The 19868-nt window shown below is 60.1% G+C and carries 23 protein-coding genes and 1 pseudogene; 11 read left to right on the forward strand and 13 right to left on the reverse strand.

The genetic code is table 11. The features are described from left to right. The first annotated feature begins 258 nt into the window (after window positions 1-258). The 11 genes and pseudogenes from sctW (at window position 259) to sctU (ending at window position 10377) form a co-directional block, all read left to right on the forward strand. Window positions 259-1353, forward strand: coding sequence for a type III secretion system gatekeeper subunit SctW (gene sctW, locus RGV33_RS04335; RefSeq protein WP_322143223.1), 1095 nt, complete (start codon window positions 259-261; stop codon window positions 1351-1353). Continuing rightward, entirely contained in the window at window positions 1350-3446 is a 2097-nt protein-coding gene (gene sctV / locus RGV33_RS04340) for a type III secretion system export apparatus subunit SctV (RefSeq protein WP_322143224.1), read from the forward strand. Before sctW ends, sctV begins: the two co-directional genes overlap by 4 nt. 40 nt (window positions 3447-3486) lie before the next feature. Continuing rightward, window positions 3487-4380, forward strand: a complete 894-nt coding sequence (locus RGV33_RS04345; protein WP_322143225.1) for an FHA domain-containing protein — start codon at window positions 3487-3489, stop codon at window positions 4378-4380. Further along, the gene (locus tag RGV33_RS04350; protein WP_322143226.1) at window positions 4377-5735 is read left to right on the forward strand and encodes a FliI/YscN family ATPase; all 1359 of its coding nucleotides are present in this window, start codon (window positions 4377-4379) and stop codon (window positions 5733-5735) included. The genes RGV33_RS04345 and RGV33_RS04350 overlap by 4 nt, the downstream gene beginning before the upstream one ends. Beyond that, entirely contained in the window at window positions 5722-6159 is a 438-nt protein-coding gene (gene sctO, locus RGV33_RS04355) for a type III secretion system stalk subunit SctO (RefSeq protein WP_322143227.1), read from the forward strand. The genes RGV33_RS04350 and sctO overlap by 14 nt, the downstream gene beginning before the upstream one ends. Further along, window positions 6131-6589 (forward strand): type III secretion system HrpP C-terminal domain-containing protein, encoded by a 459-nt coding sequence (locus RGV33_RS04360; protein ID WP_322143228.1) that lies wholly within the window; start codon window positions 6131-6133, stop codon window positions 6587-6589. Before sctO ends, RGV33_RS04360 begins: the two co-directional genes overlap by 29 nt. Next, the gene (locus tag RGV33_RS04365) at window positions 6586-7599 is read left to right on the forward strand and encodes a FliM/FliN family flagellar motor switch protein (protein WP_322143229.1); all 1014 of its coding nucleotides are present in this window, start codon (window positions 6586-6588) and stop codon (window positions 7597-7599) included. Before RGV33_RS04360 ends, RGV33_RS04365 begins: the two co-directional genes overlap by 4 nt. Continuing rightward, window positions 7596-8249: a type III secretion system export apparatus subunit SctR gene (gene sctR / locus RGV33_RS04370; RefSeq protein ID WP_322143230.1), complete on the forward strand. Its 654-nt coding sequence runs from the start codon at window positions 7596-7598 to the stop codon at window positions 8247-8249. The genes RGV33_RS04365 and sctR overlap by 4 nt, the downstream gene beginning before the upstream one ends. 7 nt (window positions 8250-8256) lie before the next feature. Next, window positions 8257-8520, forward strand: coding sequence for a type III secretion system export apparatus subunit SctS (sctS, locus tag RGV33_RS04375; protein WP_003208363.1), 264 nt, complete (start codon window positions 8257-8259; stop codon window positions 8518-8520). Window positions 8521-8530: 10 nt separating this feature from the next. Next, window positions 8531-9287 (forward strand): annotated as a pseudogene (gene sctT / locus RGV33_RS04380) (type III secretion system export apparatus subunit SctT). Then, window positions 9280-10377, forward strand: coding sequence for a type III secretion system export apparatus subunit SctU (gene sctU, locus RGV33_RS04385; protein ID WP_322143231.1), 1098 nt, complete (start codon window positions 9280-9282; stop codon window positions 10375-10377). Before sctT ends, sctU begins: the two are co-directional and overlap by 8 nt. On the opposite strand, the gene RGV33_RS04390 is transcribed toward sctU, so the two are convergent. The 13 genes from RGV33_RS04390 to pth form a co-directional block, all read right to left on the reverse strand. Continuing rightward, entirely contained in the window at window positions 10374-10754 is a 381-nt protein-coding gene (locus RGV33_RS04390) for a transcriptional regulator (RefSeq protein ID WP_416152057.1), read from the reverse strand. The two genes, sctU and RGV33_RS04390, sit on opposite strands and share 4 nt — an antisense overlap. Further along, complete coding sequence (hrpT, locus tag RGV33_RS04395; RefSeq protein ID WP_322143233.1) at window positions 10751-10954, reverse strand: HrpT family type III secretion system protein; 204 nt, start codon at window positions 10952-10954, stop codon at window positions 10751-10753. The genes RGV33_RS04390 and hrpT overlap by 4 nt, the downstream gene beginning before the upstream one ends. Then, window positions 10951-13092 (reverse strand): type III secretion system outer membrane ring subunit SctC, encoded by a 2142-nt coding sequence (gene sctC / locus RGV33_RS04400; protein WP_322143234.1) that lies wholly within the window; start codon window positions 13090-13092, stop codon window positions 10951-10953. Before sctC ends, hrpT begins: the two co-directional genes overlap by 4 nt. A gap of 15 nt (window positions 13093-13107) precedes the next feature. Beyond that, window positions 13108-13488 carry a type III secretion protein gene (locus RGV33_RS04405; protein ID WP_322143235.1) on the reverse strand — a complete coding sequence of 127 codons (381 nt, stop codon included), beginning with the start codon at window positions 13486-13488 and terminating at the stop codon, window positions 13108-13110. 13 nt (window positions 13489-13501) lie between these two features. Beyond that, on the reverse strand, window positions 13502-13720 hold the full coding sequence (locus tag RGV33_RS04410) for a hypothetical protein (protein ID WP_322143236.1): 219 nt from the start codon (window positions 13718-13720) through the stop codon (window positions 13502-13504). A gap of 102 nt (window positions 13721-13822) precedes the next feature. Next, window positions 13823-14401 (reverse strand): type III secretion system stator protein SctL, encoded by a 579-nt coding sequence (gene sctL / locus RGV33_RS04415; RefSeq protein ID WP_322143237.1) that lies wholly within the window; start codon window positions 14399-14401, stop codon window positions 13823-13825. Between the two features lie 2 nt (window positions 14402-14403). Then, window positions 14404-14988 carry a type III secretion protein gene (locus RGV33_RS04420; RefSeq protein WP_322143238.1) on the reverse strand — a complete coding sequence of 195 codons (585 nt, stop codon included), beginning with the start codon at window positions 14986-14988 and terminating at the stop codon, window positions 14404-14406. Continuing rightward, complete coding sequence (gene sctJ, locus RGV33_RS04425) at window positions 14985-15776, reverse strand: type III secretion system inner membrane ring lipoprotein SctJ (RefSeq protein ID WP_322143239.1); 792 nt, start codon at window positions 15774-15776, stop codon at window positions 14985-14987. Before sctJ ends, RGV33_RS04420 begins: the two co-directional genes overlap by 4 nt. Window positions 15777-15782: 6 nt before the next feature. Continuing rightward, window positions 15783-16148, reverse strand: a complete 366-nt coding sequence (locus tag RGV33_RS04430) for a hypothetical protein (RefSeq protein ID WP_322143240.1) — start codon at window positions 16146-16148, stop codon at window positions 15783-15785. Window positions 16149-16268: 120 nt separating this feature from the next. After that, window positions 16269-16478: a hypothetical protein gene (locus RGV33_RS04435; RefSeq protein ID WP_322143241.1), complete on the reverse strand. Its 210-nt coding sequence runs from the start codon at window positions 16476-16478 to the stop codon at window positions 16269-16271. Between the two features lie 170 nt (window positions 16479-16648). Beyond that, window positions 16649-17602: a sigma 54-interacting transcriptional regulator gene (locus RGV33_RS04440; protein WP_322143242.1), complete on the reverse strand. Its 954-nt coding sequence runs from the start codon at window positions 17600-17602 to the stop codon at window positions 16649-16651. A 404-nt stretch (window positions 17603-18006) separates the two neighbouring features. Continuing rightward, complete coding sequence (ychF, locus tag RGV33_RS04445) at window positions 18007-19107, reverse strand: redox-regulated ATPase YchF (RefSeq protein WP_322143243.1); 1101 nt, start codon at window positions 19105-19107, stop codon at window positions 18007-18009. 23 nt (window positions 19108-19130) lie between these two features. Next, window positions 19131-19715 (reverse strand): aminoacyl-tRNA hydrolase, encoded by a 585-nt coding sequence (pth, locus tag RGV33_RS04450; RefSeq protein WP_322143244.1) that lies wholly within the window; start codon window positions 19713-19715, stop codon window positions 19131-19133. Window positions 19716-19868 lie beyond the last annotated feature (153 nt).

The raw sequence follows: 19868 nt of genomic DNA on the forward strand, positions 1-19868 counted from the left end.
TCCTCAGGGTAGACACGATCGAAATGGTTTCGACGGGAACCCTCTTAGCACTGGCTGTGCCAAACGAAAAAATCACGTATCTGGTTGATATATATAAATAAATATTTTAGGCGTGCGGTATTTTTTGCAAGAACCTGCATTTAATGGCTGCAAACTTGTGCCGGTCTTTTCAAAGTGGCGGGCGTTGTCGATAGAGATGGAACTGAACCGGGTTGGCCTGCCACACAAGGAAACGAAACTTCCTGTCCAGGCCTCTCCATGAAAGTCGATTCCCAAATTGATGTGCAAAAAAACCAGCGCCTGGAACAGCCTGCTCCAGCCAGTAGTGAGAGCCGCTCGGTGGGCCATTCACCGGGTTCGGCTGGGGTTGATGACCTTGCCGCACTGTTCAGCCAGGAGGTTGAAATAAACAGCAAGGGTTTGGGCCGACGCCTGCTGGGCACGCGTGTGACGCCGTTGGAGCAACTCACCCAACTCTATGAACAGTTGGGCCATCCGGCTCAAGCCACGTTGGCGACGATCGCGCGTAACGTCAGGGTTCAACTGTTGCTCACGCCCAGCGTCGAGAAGTTGCTGGACCTGACAGGAAACGACCCGGCCCGCACATTTGTCGTGCTCAAGCAGGTGGCAGAGCAGGCGCAAACCGAAGCGCGCACCCATGAGGCGGCCCTGGCCCGCGATGCCCTGGCGCGGTTGGAGATTCGCTTCAAGCCGCAAATCCAGGCGGGCTTGAACATTGCGCTGGCCTTGCAGGCGAGCAGTGATGACCCCAACTTGCGGCAGGCGGTACGCAATGTGTATTACGCCAGTGTGGTCTCCCGGCAATCGCTGGCCAGCATGATGCAGGCGCTGTTGGGGTTATTCGGTGGCGAGGAATTTGGCCACGGGTTGAAGCTGATGCGCCGGGCCTTGGCCGATGACATTGCCGCCTATAGCCCTTCGCTGCCCACTGCCCAATTGCGCACCTTGCTGCTGGGATTGCGCAGTTGCGGCCACCTGGGCAGCGTGTTGTCCGGTTGCCATGGGGTGATCGATCGGCTGGCCGCCGTGCACCCCTGCATTGATCGGGACGCCGTGGCGTTGCTGCAACGCGTTCTTGGGTACGCGAGCACAGGCATCGGGTGTGACGAGGTTCTGCGCCTGGCCGGCGAACTGGGTGGCGTGGCTTCAACCGCCCAGTTGGTTTCGCTCAATGCCCTGTATCCCGTGCTCCAGAGTTTGCCCCTGGTTTTGTGGCGCGACAGCAAGGGGCGTCATGAAGCGTTGCACAATTTTGTGCTGGTGATGGACGACTACGCGGTCGTTGAGCGGGGCACCCTGCATGTCGAGGCGTGGCCGAGAAACCGCGCATGAGTGCGTTACGGGCAATCAATACGCTGCTGCTCAAGGTTGCGCAACGTGCCGAGGTGCTGGGCGCGGTCGTGATCCTGGGCATCGTGTTTATCTTTATCGTGCCGTTGCCGACCTGGCTGGTGGATATCCTGATTGCCGTCAACATTTGCATTTCGTGCCTGTTGATCGTGCTGGCGCTGTACCTGCCAGGGCCGCTGGCGTTTTCCTCGTTTCCGTCGATCCTGCTGTTGACCACCATGTTTCGCCTGGCGTTGTCGATTGCGACCACGCGCCTGATCCTGCTGGAGCAAGACGCCGGCGACATCGTCGAGGCCTTCGGCAATTTTGTGGTGGGGGGCAACCTGGCGGTGGGCCTGGTGATCTTCATGATCCTGACCATCGTCAACTTCCTGGTGATTACCAAGGGCTCGGAGCGTGTCGCCGAAGTGGCGGCGCGCTTCAGCCTGGATGCGATGCCCGGCAAGCAAATGTCGATCGACAGTGACTTGCGTGCCGGCCTGATCGATGGCGAGCAAGCACGCGACAAACGCGAGCAGTTGTCCCGCGAGAGCCAGCTGTTTGGGGCGATGGACGGGGCCATGAAGTTCGTCAAGGGCGACGCCGTGGCCGGGTTGATTATCGTGGTGATCAACTTGTTGGGCGGGTTCAGCACCGGCATGTTCCAGCATGGCATGAGCGCCAGCGACTCCATGGCGTTGTATTCGGTACTGACGATTGGCGATGGCCTGATTGCGCAAATTCCTGCGCTGCTGATCTCCCTGACGGCCGGCATGATCATTACCCGTGTCGCGCCGTCCGGGCGGAACAAAGGGGCCAATAACATGGGCGCTGAAATCGCCCGGCAAATGACCAGTGAACCCAAGAGCTGGGTGATCGCCTCCATCGGCATGCTCGCTTTCGCGGCGCTTCCGGGAATGCCGACAGTGGTCTTTATCCTCATATCGCTGATGACGGGTTCCCTGGGTTATTACCTGATGCGTCAGCGTCAAAAGCTGGAAGCGCCGGCCGAGGCAGGGGCTGATACCGTTGCGCCGGAAGAAAACGGTGAGGTGGACCTGCGCGGGTTTGATCCGTCCCGACCGTACCTGTTGCAGTTCCCGCCGCACCTGCGAAACACCGAGCAGTTGGGGGCGTTGGTGCATGGGATTCGCCAGGCCCGAAATGGCCTGGTGACGCAGATTGGCCTGACGTTGCCGCCGTTCGAGGTGGAGTTCACCCCCCTCCTGGCTGACGATGAGTTGCGCTTTTGCGTACACGAAGTGCCGATGATCAAGGCCACCCTGGGTGACCGCATGGCGGTTGAGTTGGCGGCGCTGCGCGTCGAACCTCAAGAGGGAAGCCAGGGGCTGGCCGAGCGAGACGAGCAGGACTGGGTATGGTTGGCAGCCGACGACCCGTTGCTCGACGATGCGCAGCTTGAACGCTATACCGCCCATGACTTGATCATCGAGCGCATGACGCGGGCGATGATGCTCAGCGGGCCGCAGTTTCTCGGCATCCAGGAGAGCAAGTCGATCCTCAGTTGGCTGGAGTTCAACCAACCGGAACTGGTTCAGGAACTGCAGCGCATCATGCCGCTTTCGCGCTTTTCGGCGGTGTTGCAGCGCCTGGCCAGTGAAGGGGTGCCGCTTCGGGCTGTGCGGTTGATTGTCGAGTCGCTGATCGAGTATGGCCAACATGAGCGCGAGCCGGACGCGCTGGCCGACTATGCGCGCATCGCCCTCAAATCGCAGATCCTGCACCAGTACAGCGAAGCCGATGGCTTGCATGCCTGGCTGTTGTCACCGTCTACCGAAAATATCCTGCGTGAGGCGCTGCGCCAAACCCAGACCGGGGTGTTCTTTTCCCTCGACAATGACAACAGCGCGGCGCTGGTGAGCTTGCTCAAGCAGGCCTTTGCCGTGCGCGCCAAAAGCAAAAGCGTGCTGCTGGTGGCGCAAGACCTGCGTAGCCCTTTGCGCACCTTGTTGCTGGAAGAGTTCAACCACGTACCGGTGCTGTCGTTTGCCGAATTGGGCAGTTCGTCCAAGGTCAAGGTGCTGGGGCGGTTTGACCTGAGCCAGGACGATCTGCTGCGCGGGGCCGCGGCATGAGCACTGGCCGGTTACTTCGCACGGCAATGAGGGCCTGACGATGTTTGAGCTACGCGTGCTCGATGGCTTGCACCGGGGGGCGGCGCTGCCATTGTTCGGCGAGCAGTGGAGCATTGGTGCACACCCTGATGCTGACCTCGCGCTTTACGACCCGGGCATTGCCGAGCGCCATGTGCGCTTGCAGTGTGTCGAGCAGCGCTGGTCGGTGCAGGCCGAGGAAGGCGTGATGCAGGATGCCGACGGCCTGATTCTGGCACAGATTGCCGACCTGGAACTGAACGCAATATTTTCAATTGGCAACGTCCGGCTCTGCGTCACCCGCGCCGACCAACCCTGGCCGCAGGCGCCTGTGCATCAGGCGCCCATGCCCCCCGAGGAGGCAAGCGCTTCGCTGAAGCTGTCTTCAATTTCCGGCGTGCAACAAAAGCGCTTGATAAGCCTGGTGGCCGTGGTCGCGGTCATCATCATGGCCTTGGGCATGGCCTCTACAGGTGAACGCGAGGCCCAGGCATCGCTGATGCCTGCGGCCACACCGAAACACCCACTCGGCTCACCGTTCGAGGTGCGCCAGCAGTTGTTGAAGATGCTCAACGAGCGCGAGTTGATCAACCGCATCAGCATCCAGTTGGTCAACGACCAGGTGCTGCTCGACGGCGATGTGCCCCAGGATGACCTGGAATTGGTGTCGCGCATGCTCCGCCGCTTTGGCGAGCAGTTTGATACGGCGGTGCCGGTGATGAGCCGCGTCAGGACTCGCGATGCAACGTTCCCTTTCAAGATTCTGCAGATCGTCGGCGGGCCTAACGGTCACGTGGTGCTGGAGCAGGGCAACCGGCTGTTTGTAGGGGATGAAGTAGACGGCTTGCGGCTGGTGCTGATTGATAACAGCAAGGTGGTATTCGACGGGCAGCAGCGCTATGAGGTGCGCTGGTGACCCCGGATCTGCACGCCCGGCTGGAGGCCTGGCAACAGCGCCAGTCAAGCACACTCGAAAGCTTTGCGCCGGTGGCCGTACGCGGCCGTATCCAGCGGGTGAACGGCATGCTGTTGCAGTGCCGTCTACCACAGGCGCGCATCGGCGATTTGTGCCAGGTCGAAAAGTCCGCCGGCGAATATATGCTGGCCGAGATCATCGGTTTTGATCAGCAGGATGCGGTGCTCAGTGCCCTGGGTAACCTTGAAGGCGTGTGCGTGGGCGCCAGTGTGCAACGCCTGGGGGTGCCGCACCGGGTGCGGGTCGGCGATGACTTGCTCGGCCAGGTGCTCGATGGTTTTGGCCGGCCGATTGCGGGCGAAGGGCCCAGCGCTTTCGTGGAGGCCGACACACCGCAGGCGAGTACGGTGTTGTGCGAGGCGCCGCTGCCCACCGAACGTCCCAGGATCAGTCGGGCGTTGTCTACCGGCGTGCGCTCCATCGATGGGTTGATCACGCTGGGAGAGGGGCAGCGCGTCGGCCTGTTCGCCGGTGCCGGCTGTGGCAAGACCACCCTGTTGGCCGAGATCGCCCGCAACGTTGAGTGTGATGTGATCGTGTTCGGGCTGATTGGTGAGCGTGGCCGTGAGCTGCGGGAGTTTCTGGATCACGAACTGGATGATCAATTGCGCGCCAAGGCAGTGTTGGTGTGTGCAACGTCCGATCGCTCAAGCATGGAGCGCGCCCGGGCTGCCTTTACCGCAACGGCGTTGGCCGAAGGGTTCCGTCGCAAGGGCAAGCGGGTGTTGCTGCTGATCGACTCCTTGACCCGGTTCGCCCGTGCCCAGCGTGAAATCGGCCTGGCCGCTGGCGAGCCACTGGGCCGCGGCGGCTTGCCTCCCTCGGTGTACAGCCTGATGCCGCGCCTGGTGGAGCGGGCGGGGTTGACCCGTGACGGGGTGATCACTGCCATCTACACCGTGCTGATCGAGCAGGATTCGATGAACGATCCGGTGGCGGACGAAGTGCGCTCCCTGCTCGACGGCCACATCGTGTTGTCACGCAAGCTGGCGGAGCGCGGCCACTACCCGGCGGTGGATGTGCTGGGCAGCCTTTCGCGGATCTTGAGCAACGTTGCGTCCCCCGAACATATCAAGGCCGGCACAGCCTTGCGGCGGCTGTTGTCGGCGTACCAGCAGATCGAATTGATGCTCAAGCTGGGTGAATACCAACCCGGCAGCGATGCACTGACCGACCTGGCGGTGGGCACGCGCCAGGCGGTCGATGGTTTCCTGCGCCAGGACCTGCGTGAGCCGGCGTCGATGGCGATGACCCTGGACCAACTGATGGAGTTGACCACCGATGTCCCTTTCTGAAATCGATACGTTGCGACGCTTGCGCAAGCACCGTGCCGACCGGGCCGAGCGCGCGTTGCATGCGGCCAGGCGGCAGCAGCAGGCGCTGCTCGTGCAAATCCAGCAGGCCGGGGATGCCCTTGAACAAACCCGGCAGGACGAGGCGCGCAAAATCGCCGAGCTGTTGGGCAAGCACCAGGGGCAGGTGATCTCGTTTCGGGACCTCACGTCCTGGAATACCGAGGAGCGCACGTTGTCTGCTGACACCCGCCGTGAAGAAGGGCAGTTGAAGTCACTGCACGGCCAGCGTGATGAGCAGTTGACCCACATCGACAGCGCACAGAGACGGGTGACCCAAGCGCTGCGCGAGGTTGAAAAACTCCAGGAATTGTCCCTTTTACTGCAGGAAGAAAACCATGACGCAAGTTCCAGCGAATACGCCTGAGCGCCCGCGCCTGCGCGAGCCCCGGGACGAGCGCGAACCTGGCACGGGGACGTTCGTGCCCTTGGAGCAGGCGCTGTTGTTTACCCAACTGTTCAGCCGCGACCGCGAAGGAGGCGGCTACGGTTCCTCCCGCACGGCAATGGCTGCGGTGACCGAAACCCAGATGATCGAGGCCATGGCCGAGCAACTGGCGCCTCGTATACAGCTGGCCACGCAATGGCCGCTGCAAGCGATGCTGTACCTGCCGCGCCTGGGGCGCATCACCGCGAGCGTGCGCCGGGAACAGGGGGCCTGGAACGTTGAACTGGAGGCGCAGGAGGTGCACACGGCGCGGTGGTTGCCCGGTGTACGGCAACGCCTTGAGGGGGGCTTGGCCGAGGCACTGGCAACGCCGGTCCACGTGCACCTGGTCGATGTGGACCGGGCATGATCATGCCGGCGTTAACTTTGCCGAAGGTCAACTCAACGCTGGCGGCAGCGCGGCGCCGGCTGGGTCGCGGCGCGCGCCTGGCGTTTCAGGTTTCGGGGTTGCACGGTGAATTGTTGATGGCGCCAGGCCGTGCACCGGTGGGCGTTACACCTATGTATTTCGAGAGTGCATGTGGGGTGCTGGCGTTCGCTGAACCCGGGCCGCTGTTCAGCCTGTTGGGTGAATGCCCGGTAACACTGGCAGAGGCAGGCAACGATCCGGATTCCTGGTTCTGGGACTTGTTCCAGCAGCACCTGAGCCCCGAGGTGCGGGCACTGTTCGGTTACTTTCGGTTGCTGCCTTCCAGCGGGGAATTGCCGTTTGGCTGCCAGTTTACGGTGACGCTGGGCGCATCCAGAGTCGTGGGTTTTTTGTGGGCAACTCCCCAGACCTGGCTGGCGCTGTGCGACGCCGGGCCCTGGCAGCCGACAGCCGGGCCGCTGCCGGCGTCGTTCCAACTGGCGCTGGCAGTGAAGCTGGGGCGCCTGCGGTTACCCAATATTCAGGTACGCCACCTGCGTGCCGGTGATGTGGTGATGCTCGAGCAACCCTTGTTCGATGCACAGGGCATCGGCCACCTGCACATCGGCAGGCACCGGCTGCAAGGGCGCATTGATGATGAAACCGGGCCGTTGTGCCTGACGCTAATTTCGATTGAGGAAACGCCCGTGGACGAGGATTTTGCAACACAACAATACCCAGGGCATGAGGATGATCAACCCGTGGCGGATGTCTTCGGCCATGAACCCTTTGATGAGTTGAGCATGGCCCTGAATGTGCGCTGCGGCACGCTGAACCTGACGCTCGGCGAACTGCGTAACCTCGCCCCCGGTGCGGTGCTGGGGATTGGCGGCTACGCCCCCGGCATGGCAGGGCTGTATTACGGCGACCGGCCCATCGGCCAGGGGCAGTTGGTGGAAGTCGACGGGCGCCTGGGGCTGCAGTTGTCCCGTGTGATTTTCGCCAGATGACGTTCCAGGGGATTGACCCCCTTGTCCTGGCCCTGTTTCTCGGCGCCCTGTCGCTGATGCCGATGTTGTTGATCATCTGCACGGCGTTTCTCAAGATCGTCATCGTGTTGATGATTACCCGCAATGCCATCGGCGTGCAGCAGGTGCCACCGAGCATGGCCATCAATGGAATAGCGCTGGCTGCGACGCTCTTCATCATGGCCCCGGTAGGCTACGAGATCGCCCACAACGTCCAGGCCTCGCCCGTAGACACGAGCAGCGTGCAGAGGCTCCTGGAATCCGGGCAGGAGGCCATACAGCCGTTGCGTGCGTTCATGCTGCGCAATACGGATGCGGACGTCTTGACCCACCTGCTGGAAAACAGTGCGCGCATGTGGCCGCCGGAAATGGCCCAGAGCACTCAGCGCGACGACTGGATCCTGTTAGTGCCGGCCTTTGTCCTGTCGCAACTGCAGGCGGGGTTCGAGATTGGCTTCCTGATTTACATCCCGTTCATTGTCATCGACCTGATTGTTTCCAACCTGCTACTCGCCCTTGGCATGCAGATGGTCTCGCCCATGACCATTTCGCTGCCCCTCAAATTGTTGTTGTTCGTCATGGTCTCCGGGTGGTCGCGGTTGCTCGACAGCCTGTTTCTTTCCTACCTCTGAGTGACCTATGGAACCGATTGTGCTGTTCAAACAGGGCATGTTGCTGGTGGTTGTGCTGTCGGCACCGCCGCTGATCGTGGCGGTGGTCGTCGGCGTGTTGACGTCGCTGGTGCAGGCCCTGATGCAGATACAGGACCAGACGCTGCCCTTTGGCATCAAGCTGGTTGCGGTGGGGATCACGCTGATTCTGACGGGCCGCTGGATCGGCGTGGAGTTGATCCAACTGATCAACCTGATGTTCGACATGATTGCCCGCTCGGCCTTGAACTGAGGGAACACGCTTGCTGCTTTATCTCGAATTTTTGCCGAGCCTGCTGGTGGCCATGGCGCGTATTTACCCGTGTGCCTTTCTGGTGCCGGCGTTCTGTTTCCAGCACCTGCGCGGTATGCCCCGGCACGTGATCGTAATGGTCATGGCGTTGATTCCTGCGCCCGGCATCCATGCCGTGCTGGCCGGCCAGGATTACTCCGCGCTGATGATCAGCGGCCTGGTACTCAAGGAAGCCGCCCTGGGGTTTTTGCTGGGCGTCCGGGGCGCTGCTGGACAACCAGCGCGGCGCCCTGGCGGGTGGCCAACTCAACCCTTCCCTCGGCCCGGACGCGACCCCCATCGGGCACTTGTTCAAGCAGTTGGTGATCTACCTGTTGATCGCGGTCCTGGGCCTGAGCGTGCTGACCCAGGTGATTTGGGACAGCTACCTGGTCTGGCCGGCCACCGCCTGGTTTCCGCTGCCGGCAGCCAACGGTTTGAGTGTGTTCCTTGGGCTTTTGGGCGATACGTTTACCCACATGATGCTGTACGCCGCGCCTTTTATTGCGGTGCTGTTGTTTTTGGAGTTTGGCTTTGCGCTGCTGGGCCTTTACAGCCCGCAACTGCAAGTCTCAACCCTGGCAACGCCGGTCAAGAGCCTGGTAGGGCTGGGGATCCTGTTGCTGTACTTTGCGTTGTTGCAGGACTTGATCGTCGAACGCATGGCGCAGTTGGGCGACCTCAAGCACGCCCTCGGCTTGATGTTCAGGGGCGCGGGGCATGAGTGACTCGGGTGAGAAAAAACACGCGGCCACGCCCAAGAAACTCAGGGATCAGCGCAAGAAAGGCCAGGTCGCCCAAAGCCAGGACATCGGCAAATTACTGGTGCTGACGGTGCTCAGCGAAATCGCCTTGTTCACCGCTGAAACCAGCATGCAGCGCTTCCAGGAATTACTGGTGATGCCCATGTCCCGCTTCGGGCAGCCCTTTGTGCGGGCGCTGGAGGAGGTGTTGACGCAAGGCCTGATCGTGTTTTTCTCCTTTGCCCTGCTGATGGCCGGGTTGGCGATTGCCGTGAAGTTGATCAGCGGCTGGATACAGTTCGGCTTCCTGTTTGCACCGGAAAGCCTGAAGCTGAATTTCAGTCGTCTCAACCCTCTGAGTCAGGCCAAGCAGATGTTTTCTGCCAAGTCGGTGATGAACCTGTTGATGGGCCTGGCCAAGGCGCTGATGCTTGGGTTGATCTTGTACGTGGTGATCGGCCCGTCACTGGGCGCCTTGATCAACCTGGCCAGCAGTGACCTGCAGAGTTATATCCTCGCGTTGATCATCTTGTTCCGTTACCTGCTGCACGCTTGCCTGGGCTTGCTGCTGGTGCTGGCGCTGATCGACATGGCGTTGCAAAAGCACTTCTTTGCCAAGAGCATGCGGATGACGCAGGTGGAGGTGGTCAAGGAGTACAAGGACATGGAGGGCGACCCTCAAGTCAAGGGGCAACGCCGCGCGTTGGCCCAGCAATTGGCCCAGGAGGAACCGAAGGTCAAGCTGCCCAAGCTGGAGGAGTCCGACATGCTGGTGGTCAACCCGACGCACTATGCCGTCGCGCTGTACTACCGCCCGGGTAAAACGCCGCTGCCGCTGCTGGTGGACAAGGGCACGGACGCCGAGGCGCGCAACCTGATTGACCGGGCCAAGGCCGCCGATGTGCCGGTGGTCCAGTGTGTCTGGCTGGCACGTACGCTGTATGAGAAAAAACCTGGGGCGAGCATTCCACGGGAGACGTTGCAGGCGGTGGCATTCCTCTACCGCACCTTGCGTGAACTCGACGAAGAGGCCAAGCGCGAAACCCTGGCATTCCCCGAGCTCGCGCAGCGTTAGCGGTAGCGGTGTACATCCAGCGCCTGGAGGTTGGCCAGTGAAAGCAGCGTGCTGATGATGTTATCCAGTGCATTGCCTGCTGCCGGCTGCGCTGGCAGCGCATGCCAGACCACCACGGCACCCTTGGCATCAACGTAGACATAGCAGCCATCGAATGCCAGCGCTTGCTCGAAACGCCGCTCCAGCACCCGCTCCAGTTGCCCGGCCTGCAACGCCTCTGGCTGGATCTGCAAGGCCAGCCCGAGTTGGGTGCCGGCGTTCAAGGGACACAGGCCAACGCCCGGGCCAAGCGACAACTGGGCGGCATGGCCGCCCAGCAGGTTGTCCAGGAATACCTGGCGATGGGCATCATCGTCCGGCGATCCCATGGCGTTCATCGCTCCAGTGAAACCGTCTGGTAATCCGCCCGCTCTCCGGCCGGGCCAGGTTCGGCGCGCATCTGCGGCGGCCACCAGACCACCAGCTTATCGGCGCTCGATTGAGGGCGTGAGCAGGAGTCGCCCTTGCACGTGGGTGTGCAGGCGCCGATTAGCAGGGCCAGGCCGATCAGGGTGACGCAGGACAGTCGAGGGTTCATTGGGCGTTATTCCGGGCAGGGGTGAGCAGGGAGGGGCGGGTGACGCCAATGTGCTCATCCTTGATCACAGGGCGCATGGCAATGAACACTTCGGCCTCCTCGCCCGGCTTGAGCCAGGCCTGTGGCCAGACGCTGACCGCCAGGGTCTGGGCGTTACTGCATTCTTTTTCATCGATGCGTACGTTGCGGTTGAACTGGTTGCGCACCACCACCACGGCCACGTTGAACTGCGGGCCGGCATACCACTGGCTGCGCTCGGTGTTCAGTGCCAGCAGGTCTCGGGTGCCGCACAAGGTGTTCAGGCCCAGGGGCATCGGCGCCGCCTTGAAGGCTGTGGGCACTTGCCCGGTGACGAGGTGAGCCAGGGTGCTGGTGATGTCGCTGCGCTTGATCACCGGTTGATGCTCGGCATAACGCCTGGCCAGTGGTTTGAGTGCGGCCTGCAGTTCGGCCTGGTCTGCCTGGGGCAGGTAACGCGAAGGGTCGGCCTGATCGCCGATCACCCGGGGTGTCAGGATAAACAAGCGTTCGCGCCGGTTGTTCTGGCGCTCGGTAGAGGAAAACAGGGCCTTGCCCAGCAGCGGGATGTCCCCCAGCAACGGCACCTTGTTCTGCTTGTCGGTGCTTTCGGTGACATGGAACCCACCGACCACCAGTGAGCGTTTCTCTGCCATCACGGCCTGGGTGCTGACCTTGCCCCGGCGTACATCGGGGCCGATGCGCTCGGGGTTGGACTCGTCGAAATTGCCGTCCTCGATATCCACTACCAGGTGGATCTGGTGGTTGCCGCGGGTGGTGATTACCCTGGGTACTACCTGGAAGCTGGTGCCCACGGTAATCGGCAGGACAGTCGCCACTTCTGTGCCGGCAGTGAGGTACTGGGTGCGGTTGAAGTCAATGACCGCCGGTTGGTTTTCCAGGGTCAGGACCGAGGGGTTGGACACCATGGTCGCCAGGCCACGTTGCTCCAGTGCGCGCACGTCGGCATAGAAACGGTCGCGGTTTTCGATCGACAGCTGCGATGAGGTGCCGGGCGCCATATTCACGCCGCCACGGAAGCGGCTGTTCTGGAAACCCCAGTTGACCCCGAATTCCCGCAGTTGAGTGCGCTCGATGTCGAGGATGATCGCATCGATTTCCACCAGCTTGCGGGCCACGTCGAGCTGGCTGATCAGCTCGCGGTACATCACCTGGCGTTCCGGCAGGTCGTAAATCAGGATGGCATTGTTGCGCACATCGGCTTCGACGCGGATTTTGCTGGTAGACACCGGTGCCCGCGGGGAGAGCGTCGTGGCGGCGTCCAACTGCCCCGGGTTCGTTGCCTGGCCGAGCATTTGCCCCAGCATCGGGTTGCCCAGGCGGGGAATGGCCGGGGTTATGGGCGAGGGTTGGGATGGGGAGGCGGGGCGTGGGCCCAGCCCCGAAAGCGCCGGGGCCGGGCGAGGCTCCAACAGGCCCCGCAACATGCTGGCAACGCCTGGGATGGTGAGCTTTTCGCCACGATAATCAATCTGGCGATCCGCCGCGTTGGCGAACTTCAGCGGGTAGCTGAGGACGCTCTGCTTTTCCTCGGGAGACTTGCGCTGGCTGCTGAATTGCTTGATCTGTTCGATATAGCGCTTGGGCCCGGAGACCAGCACGACGCCGTCATCAGGCAGTTCACCCCAGCCGAAACGACTGTCCAGCAGGCCGATATCGGTCAATGCGCGCTTCAGGTCAGCGATGGTTTCGGACGAAACCTCCAGGCGCGCAGACTCTTGTTGGTCCAGGGTACTGATGTACAGGGTGTTGTTGTACAGGTACCACTGGAAGCGATGCTCTACACCCAGCCTGTCGAGCAGCGACTGCGGGGTATTGGCGCGTATCTTGCCATTGACGTTGCCTTCCAGCGGGCCGTCGACTTGCAGTTGCGTCCCAAACGTCTGGGCGAAGTCTTCCAGCACGTCCCGCAGCGGCTTGTGCTCGGCCTCATACGCATAGGCGGTGTTCTTCCATTCACTGGGGACGGCCGCCAAGGTGCTTTCCAGCGGCGCCAGCAGCCAGGGCAGTACGATCAGGCAGCGCCAATGGACTCGTTTTGTATGGCTGGCAAGCGAGTCGGCACGCAAGCGGTTGGGCTCGTGGTTGTTGTTATACATGGAGAATTCTCTGAGTTAGGACGGCAGCACGCGAAGGGAGGTCGGTAGGGGGCTGCGGATCGGAGTCGTGACGCGCGCGACGATGGCGCGCCAGGTGTCGCGTTGGTTGAGCAGGGATTCGAGGTCGGCAAGCAGCGGCTCGAGACCGTGGTTTGCCGGCACCCGTTGGAGCAGCCACAGTGCGCCGTTGGCCGGCGCCTGGGCGAGCGCACCTTTGAAGTGACTCAGGCTGGCGCGTCCCGGGCGTGTCCAGTTTCCCAGCCGCGTGTTATCCGGCCGATGCCCGGTCAACTGGACACTGAGCAGCATCACGCCGGCCTGGCGTCTCAGGACGATTTCATCATCATCCTCGAACAGGTTGAGCTGCTCCTTGTGGCTGCTCAACCAGCGCGTCAAGGCCTCTCTCAACTTACTGCACACCATCAATGGCGGTTTTCAACAGCATGTGGTTAACACGGCTATGTTCATTGACGGCGACATCGGAGTGGTGCCTCTTGAACATCAGTTGGTAAAACAAGTTCGTGTCTTCCGGCGTGCTTGCGGCCTCTTTCGCCGCGGCGTTGTAATTGAGCCTGTCGCTCTGGGTTTCTCTGAGAAGTTGCTGTTTAAAACCGTTATTGAAGTCCATGAGGATTCTCCTGCTGTGGGTTTTCTTGTGTGGTGTTGGGGGCAAAACGGTAGCGTCTATAACGTGTTTTTTCGGTGATGTTTAAGGCTGGATGCGGCTGGTTTATTGACTCGGATTGTTCAAAAAAACCTCGAACATGGAGCGCCAGTCGATACGAAAGTCTCCCTCGTCGGTTTTCAGTACCAGGGTTTGTGGTTTGACGGTGTCTTGCGGCTGGAGCTTCCAGAGCGTGACCCCGTGGCTTGCGAGGCACTGCCTTACGTCATCGAGTTCATGTGGGTGGCAGAGCAGTGTCGCGTGGACATGCGCGACCTGGCTGGCCAGCAGTTGCTTGATCAGGGCAGCCAGGCGCCTGGGCTCTATCGTCTCGTCGAGCAGGCTGCGAATTGCCTGGGTGACGACCGAGGTGGCGTACTGTTCGAGGCTGTCGCACATCTGCTGGCGGTCGCGCTCCCAGCGTTTGAGCTGGGCATCGGCGCGTTGCCAGAACTCACCTGCCGCCTGTTCCAGCAGCACGTCACACTGCGTCTGTGCCAGGCTTAACCGCTCATCTGCCTTGGCGTTGGCGCGACTCAGCAACTGGTTGGCCTGCGCAAAGTCCGCAAGGGTTTCCCGGGGGATCAAGGTGTGTGGCAGCCCGGGAGCGTCTCCGTGCAACGCCAGCTTTTGTCGACGCAGCATGGCTAGTTTCCTTGCCCGTTAAAGTCAGGAGGCGGGGCCTCGTTTGTCATCGCGGTAATGCGCCACACAACGGCTTGCCAAAGGGTGTTCAGCCGGCTGTGTCCGTTGTCGAAGGAGAAGGTTCTTGTTTCCATTTCGAGCACTCGCGCACACGGAAAGCGCAACCGAAGACGTTGCCAGGTAGCGGGTTTTACCCAACTGCGCAGCAACTGCAACGGATCGTCATCGGGTAAAAGCATGTCAGGGGGCAAAGCCTTGGAAAGACGCACGCACCACTGGTGATGATCGTCGCTCAAGGTTGCCGCCGCAGCCGAGTTGAAGGTGCCATGAATCAATACGAGCATCAGGTTGAGCTGCGCCGCCGAGGCGAGCACCAGCCGCAGCACCGTGGGGTGCGGTGCTGGAGGCAGGCAGGGGACAATCCCCCCTGGCGTGCCTGCCACCAGCCGCCGGCTGTGAAAAAGTGCATTGATCGCGGCGTGCTTGTCGACGGTCCTCCAGTCTTCGTGGGAGGCACCCCAGGGAAATGCCCACCATTGAGCCCAGGCCAGGTGCTCATGTGTCGGCTGATCCGCGCTGGCTGTCATGGGCGCGCCGTCGAGCCGTCAGGTGCTGGTATCCCTTGCGGGCGTTGCTGTTGGCGATTGCGCATGAACAGCAAGGCAACCACGAGCAACACCAGGGCGACCAGCGAGAAGACAACCGTGGCTCGCCAAAACCCGAGGTCGTCGGCGGGTATCAGAAAAGGCCCGAAATAGGCCAGGCGTTGTTGTTCCTGATAAGCCGTCGCGGGTACGAATGTCACCGTGAGTTTTTGTGAGTTATCCACGGCCGTGGTCATGCCCGGGAGGCTGCTGGCGACCATTCTGCGCACCCGGGCGCGGATATTGTCGGGGTCAAGCCGTGGGTCGTGCTTGATGAACACCGACGCGGATGCCGGTTGTACAGGTTCTCCCGGCGCAATGCGCTCGGGCAGCACGACGTGTACCCGGGCGATGATGACCCCGTCGATGTTGGATAAGGTGGCCTCCAGTTCCTGGGACAAGGCGTAGATGTAGCGTGCCCGCTCTTCCAGGGGCGTTGAGATGACGCCTTCCTTGCGAAACGTGTCCCCCAGGGTGGTACGCGCGACTTTGGGCAGCCCGGCGGCTTCCAGGGTGCGCACGGCACGACCGATGTCGTTTGCATTCACCGCCACGACAACACCGTCTTTGGCCGGGATTTTTTGGGCTCGAATATGCTTGTCGGCCAGCTCCGCGATGACCTCATTGGCTTCTTGTTCAGATAGCTGGCGATGAAGTTCGACGCGGTCACTGCAACCGCTCAGCAGGACCAGCAACGACAACAGAAATGCGACAGGCAGGCGCGCGATCATGTCGGTCTACTGCAGGTTGCTGATTTTTTCGATGCATTGGGATGTTTTGCCAACACCCTTCACTAGAACGTGTGTCAGCAACAACGTGTTGGACAGGTGGCTGGGGTACTGACTCATCTCTTTTTCGTTATCTTTTTTGCTGAACGCCAATAGGCTTTTCGACATACGCCGCGTGCTGTCCGTCAGCACGCCTGAGGCCTGCGACAAGATGTTCGAGTTGGGCTGTCTATCTGCTGCACCCATTGGTTGCGCGGCAGACTCAAGCGCGGAGCTGAAAAAACTAACATCGCTGCTGGGGGCTGACGCCTCAGGTGTCTTGTAAGTGGCGTTCGAGCTGCCATGCGCTAAACCAAAGACTTCTTTAATTTGCATATAGAACCTAGTGCGTAATATGAAGGTTGGCGTGGTTTACGACAGCGGTTCTCGATAAGCCACCGCTATGTTCCTGGGTGTAATCACCTCCTCGATAAGTGACTCGAGGAGGTGATGTTCTTATCGGTAGTTCTCGGCGACGGCTTTGAGCATCGTTGCCTTGCGCGCTTGTCGGTTTTGTTCCGCTGTCTGTAGCTGGTCGGCTTGCGATTGTTGCAATATATCTTCCATGCCACCGCTCAGGCGACTGTTGGAACCAAGCATGTCTGAAGAGTTGTTATTCATTTGTGGGAAAAAGCTGTTTGGGTAACTTGAGGAAATGCTGGTCATAATTAAGTACTCCAAGGGTATGCAGGAATGTTTCAAATGGCTCACGGTGCATAGCATTAATACGGATAATAAAGGACGTTATCGGTATTCTCAGTACAGTGAGCTACACACTCTGTGGTAGATGGGAATGGAACGGTTCCTGATAACGCAGGCGTAGATAATTCAAATTGTTACGTTATTGGCGTTTGTTGTTGGGTGTCACTTTTGGCAACTATTTCCAGCTGTTTCATCCGGTAGTAGAGTGTGCGTCTGGCAACCCCCAGCTCAACGGCGACGGCCTCCACGTTATAGTCGTGGCGGCGTAACGACTCTTCGATCAGCGACCTTTCGATTTGATGCAAGCGTGCTTTCAGGGTGTTCAACTGCGGTTCTGAGCCAATGGCGTGTTCTGAAAAAGGCGGCAGGCCCAGTACGAAGCGCTTGGCGGTGGAGCGCAGTTCGCGCACGTTGCCCAGCCAGGAGTGACACAGTAATTGCTGGAGCAACGCGCTGGGCGCGCAGAGGGCAGGGCAGTCGAAGTGCTCCGCCTCTTGGCGGATCATGTTGAGGAACATCGGAATAATCCGGTCACGGCGCTCTCGCAGTGGCGGCAGCTTGATACAGACCACGTTCAGGCGAAAATACAAGTCGCGCCTGAATCCCCCTTGCTCGACCATTTCATGCAGCGAGTGCTGCGCAGACGCGATCACCCGCATGTCCACGGGGATAAACCGTGTCGACCCCAAGCGCTCGACGCCCCTGGACTCCAGCACCCTGAGCAGTTTGGCTTGCAGGGCAAGTGGCATGCTGTCTATTTCGTCAAGGTACAAGGTACCCAAGTGTGCTGCTTCGACAAAGCCTGCCCGTGATTGCATGGCACCGGTATAGGCACCGCTGTTGACGCCAAACAGCTGGCTTTCCGCCAGAGTTTCCGGAATGGCGGCGCAGTTGACGGCAACAAAGTTCCCCCTTCGCCCAGATAAGCGATGTACGCGCAGAGCGAGGGTATCTTTGCCCGTGCCGGTTTCCCCCAGCAAAAGAATATCGATGTTTAACGCCGCGGTATTATTGATAGTGGTTTCAATAGTTGGGCATTCAGTCAGCGGGTCATCTGTTTCAAACGTATGCTGATAGGAGGTCGACATGTTGCTGTTACTCCTATTGTTTACCGCGTCACTCCAGTGGGCGGGGTGTCCTTTCGAATAGGGGCAGTAAAACGGAAATGATCCAGTTTGTCATTAGTGTAAAAAGTGTGATGTAGATGTTTGCCGTGTGCGAAAAATTGAAGTGTGCCCGTTAAAGAATATTCAAGTAAGCGCTACTTGAAATTGCCTCGTTATAAGCCGGAATAATCTTAAAGTTAGCGAGAATTGTGTCTGTATATGCTTTTTCAGAGGGCGTCGTTTAACGTTGCTGCGTGTACTGACAGGGAAAAAGAGTTAATGGATGTTGCTGGAAGGGTATTGCTTAACAGGCAGAACCATCGCCCACAAAAAAGCCGATGCATGGCATCGGCTTTTTGTTTTGCGGCATAGGCCGCAGGTGATGCTTACACGTTAAAACGGAAGTGCATCACGTCGCCATCCTTGACGATGTATTCCTTGCCTTCCAGGCGCCATTTACCGGCTTCCTTGGCACCGGCTTCACCCTTGAACTGGATGAAGTCGTTGTAGGCGATGACTTCGGCGCGGATAAAGCCTTTTTCGAAGTCGGTGTGGATCACACCAGCGGCTTGCGGGGCTGTGGCGCCGACCTTGACGGTCCAGGCGCGTACTTCTTCAACACCGGCGGTGAAGTAGGTCTGCAGGTGCAGCATTTCGTAGCCGGCACGGATCACGCGGTTCAAGCCAGGCTCTTCCAGGCCCAGGGCCTCGAGGAACATGTCTTTCTCTTCGCCGTCTTCCAGCTCGGCAATTTCCGCTTCGATCTTGTTGCACACCGGAACAACGATGGCGCCTTCTTCTTCGGCAATGGCCAGGACCACGTCGAGCAGCGGGTTGTTCTCGAAACCGTCTTCAGCCACGTTGGCGATGTACATCACCGGCTTGGTGGTCAGCAGGTGGAAGCCCTTGATCACGGCCTTTTCGTCGGCGCTCATGCTCTTCATCAGGCTGCGTGCCGGCTTGCCCAGGGTGAAGTGAGCAATCAGCTGCTCCAGCAAGGCTTTCTGGACCACTGCGTCTTTGTCGCCGCCCTTGGCGTTACGCGTGACCTTTTGCAGTTGCTTCTCGCAGCTGTCGAGGTCGGCGAAGATCAGTTCCAGGTCGATGATCTCGATGTCGCGTTTCGGGTCGACGCTGTTGGAAACGTGAATCACGTTCTCGTCTTCAAAGCAGCGGACCACGTGAGCGATGGCATCGGTCTCACGGATGTTGGCGAGGAACTTGTTGCCCAGGCCTTCACCTTTCGAGGCGCCGGCTACCAGGCCTGCGATGTCGACGAACTCCATGGTGGTCGGCAGGATGCGCTTTGGATTCACGATGGCCGCCAGGGCGTCCAGGCGTACGTCGGGCATCGGCACGATACCGGTGTTCGGTTCGATGGTGCAGAAGGGGAAGTTCTCCGCCGCAATACCGGATTTGGTCAGGGCGTTGAACAGGGTGGACTTGCCGACGTTAGGTAGGCCGACGATGCCGCAATTGAATCCCATGGTGTTTCCCCTCGGGTAAAGAGTCAGGCCTTCTGGCTGTGCAGGTTTTTCATCGCACGGTTCCATTCACCGGCGAAGATATCCGGCAGCACGCCGAGGGCAAAATCGATGCTGGCATCGAGTTTTTCCTGTTCGGCGCGTGGCGCACGACCCAGGACGAAATTTGAAACCATACTGGCAACGCCCGGGTGGCCAATGCCAAGCCGCAAGCGGTAAAACGTATTCTGATTGCCCAACTGCGCGATGATGTCGCGCAGGCCATTATGCCCGCCATGGCCGCCGCCTTGCTTGAGCTTGGCAACGCCGGGTGGCAGGTCAAGTTCGTCATGGGCCACCAGGATTTCTTCGGGTTTGATCCGGAAGAAGCCCGCAAGCGCCGCGACAGCCTGGCCGCTGCGGTTCATGTAGGTGGTGGGAATCAACAGACGAACATCCTGACCCTGGTGCGAAAAGCGCCCGGTCAGGCCAAAATATTTGCGCTCGGCCGTAAGGTTTACACCTTGGGCGGCGGCGATGCGCTCAACAAAAAGGGCCCCCGCGTTATGCCGGGTCTGTTCGTATTCGGCGCCTGGATTTCCCAGGCCAACGATCAGTTTAATGGCAGTCACGACAGGGGCCCTTCCTTTGGAGTTGTGGATAACATCGCCGTGGGTGCGGCGAAAGTGGACGAAAAACGCTTATCAACCGTTAGAGGCCAACTTCGCATTCTCGCCCGCTTTCTCGCTACGTTCCGGTCCGCGATGTTTCCTCAAGCTCCGGCA

This window comes from Pseudomonas sp. Bout1 (genome assembly GCF_034314165.1).
In the GTDB taxonomy this organism is placed as follows: domain Bacteria; phylum Pseudomonadota; class Gammaproteobacteria; order Pseudomonadales; family Pseudomonadaceae; genus Aquipseudomonas.

Coding starts and splice junctions, on each gene's coding strand:
- sctW (WP_322143223.1), top strand. CDS start 259: ATGAAAGTCGATTCCCAAATTGATGTGCAAAAAAACCAGCGCCTGGAA.
- sctV (WP_322143224.1), top strand. CDS start 1,350: ATGAGTGCGTTACGGGCAATCAATACGCTGCTGCTCAAGGTTGCGCAA.
- RGV33_RS04345 (WP_322143225.1), top strand. CDS start 3,487: ATGTTTGAGCTACGCGTGCTCGATGGCTTGCACCGGGGGGCGGCGCTG.
- sctO (WP_322143227.1), top strand. CDS start 5,722: ATGTCCCTTTCTGAAATCGATACGTTGCGACGCTTGCGCAAGCACCGT.
- RGV33_RS04360 (WP_322143228.1), top strand. CDS start 6,131: ATGACGCAAGTTCCAGCGAATACGCCTGAGCGCCCGCGCCTGCGCGAG.
- RGV33_RS04365 (WP_322143229.1), top strand. CDS start 6,586: ATGATCATGCCGGCGTTAACTTTGCCGAAGGTCAACTCAACGCTGGCG.
- sctR (WP_322143230.1), top strand. CDS start 7,596: ATGACGTTCCAGGGGATTGACCCCCTTGTCCTGGCCCTGTTTCTCGGC.
- sctS (WP_003208363.1), top strand. CDS start 8,257: ATGGAACCGATTGTGCTGTTCAAACAGGGCATGTTGCTGGTGGTTGTG.
- sctU (WP_322143231.1), top strand. CDS start 9,280: ATGAGTGACTCGGGTGAGAAAAAACACGCGGCCACGCCCAAGAAACTC.
- RGV33_RS04390 (WP_416152057.1), bottom strand. CDS start 10,754: ATGAACGCCATGGGATCGCCGGACGATGATGCCCATCGCCAGGTATTC.
- hrpT (WP_322143233.1), bottom strand. CDS start 10,954: ATGAACCCTCGACTGTCCTGCGTCACCCTGATCGGCCTGGCCCTGCTA.
- sctC (WP_322143234.1), bottom strand. CDS start 13,092: ATGTATAACAACAACCACGAGCCCAACCGCTTGCGTGCCGACTCGCTT.
- RGV33_RS04410 (WP_322143236.1), bottom strand. CDS start 13,720: ATGGACTTCAATAACGGTTTTAAACAGCAACTTCTCAGAGAAACCCAG.
- sctL (WP_322143237.1), bottom strand. CDS start 14,401: ATGCTGCGTCGACAAAAGCTGGCGTTGCACGGAGACGCTCCCGGGCTG.
- RGV33_RS04420 (WP_322143238.1), bottom strand. CDS start 14,988: ATGACAGCCAGCGCGGATCAGCCGACACATGAGCACCTGGCCTGGGCT.
- sctJ (WP_322143239.1), bottom strand. CDS start 15,776: ATGATCGCGCGCCTGCCTGTCGCATTTCTGTTGTCGTTGCTGGTCCTG.
- RGV33_RS04430 (WP_322143240.1), bottom strand. CDS start 16,148: ATGCAAATTAAAGAAGTCTTTGGTTTAGCGCATGGCAGCTCGAACGCC.
- RGV33_RS04435 (WP_322143241.1), bottom strand. CDS start 16,478: ATGACCAGCATTTCCTCAAGTTACCCAAACAGCTTTTTCCCACAAATG.
- RGV33_RS04440 (WP_322143242.1), bottom strand. CDS start 17,602: ATGTCGACCTCCTATCAGCATACGTTTGAAACAGATGACCCGCTGACT.
- ychF (WP_322143243.1), bottom strand. CDS start 19,107: ATGGGATTCAATTGCGGCATCGTCGGCCTACCTAACGTCGGCAAGTCC.